This is a genomic window from Brevundimonas sp. (assembly GCF_004210735.1).
In the GTDB taxonomy this organism is placed as follows: Bacteria; Pseudomonadota; Alphaproteobacteria; order Caulobacterales; family Caulobacteraceae; genus Brevundimonas.
On the sequence record NZ_SDZL01000162.1, the window covers coordinates 1 to 1,024 of the forward strand.

Consider the following 1,024-nt stretch of genomic DNA (forward strand, 5'->3'; position numbering starts at 1 on the left):
ACGATGAAGCCCGCGACCTCATCGACAGCGCCATCGAAGGCCGCCCGCTTTCCACCTGGACCGACCGCCCCGCCAAGCCCGACACCACCGGCTGGACGCTCTGGCAGGAACACCGCGACCGAATGGCCGCGCTCGCAACCCGCGTCGGTAAGCTCGACGTCCGCGCGCAATGGAAGCAGGCCGACCCGCTCTATCTGCGCCTCGCTGCGCCCACCCTCATCATCATCGCCGGCCTCTATGCCAACGCCGCCGCGCCCGACCGTCTCTATCGCGGCCTCTTCCCGGATTTCGGGGCGCTGTTCGGCGCTCACACGCTGAAGATCGAAGCGTGGATCACACCGCCCGTCTACACTGGCCTGGCCCCCTTCGTGCTCACCAGCGGCGAAGCCGCGAAGGCGCCCGAAGGTTCGGAAGTCACCCTGCGCGTCATCGGCCCCGGCGCGCCGCAGATCATCGTCTCGCCCACAGATGGCGGCGCCGTCACGCTGCATCCGCAGGCCGACATCCAGAACGCCTACGAAGCCCGGGTCATCGTCAAAGAGCCGATGAACATCGCGGTGAACTACTGGGGCACGCGCGCAAGCTTCCCCTTCACCATCATCGATGACGTAACGCCGACCGTCTCCTTCGTCGAACCGCCCAAGCTCGGCGAAGGCGATCGCACCGAATTCAAATACAAGGTCGCCGACGACTACGGCGTCGACAAACTCGAACTCGTCTTCTTCGGCCGCAAGGACATCCCCGCCACCGCCGGCGTGATCGAAGACCTCGTTCCAGTCGAAACCGTCGCTCTCTCCCCCACTGATGAGGAAGGCGAATACAGCCAGGATCTCGTGCGCCATCGCTGGGCCGGCATGGACCTGAAAGTGAAACTCCGCGCCACCGACGCGGCCGGCCAGGTCGCCGAAAGCGACGTCGTCGACTATCGCCTGCCCGACAAGATCTTCCTCCAGCCCATCGGCCGCATGGCGCAGGAAGCGCGCGCCGTGCTGCTGCGCAACTGGGAGGAATACAAGGTCCCGGT

The 1,024-nt window shown here is 65.9% G+C and carries 1 protein-coding gene; it reads left to right on the forward strand.

Features of this window, described 5'->3' with window-relative positions:
- On the forward strand, positions 1-1,024 hold a 1,024-nt coding region (locus EON91_RS14630), incomplete at both ends, for a DUF4175 family protein (RefSeq protein ID WP_292096168.1).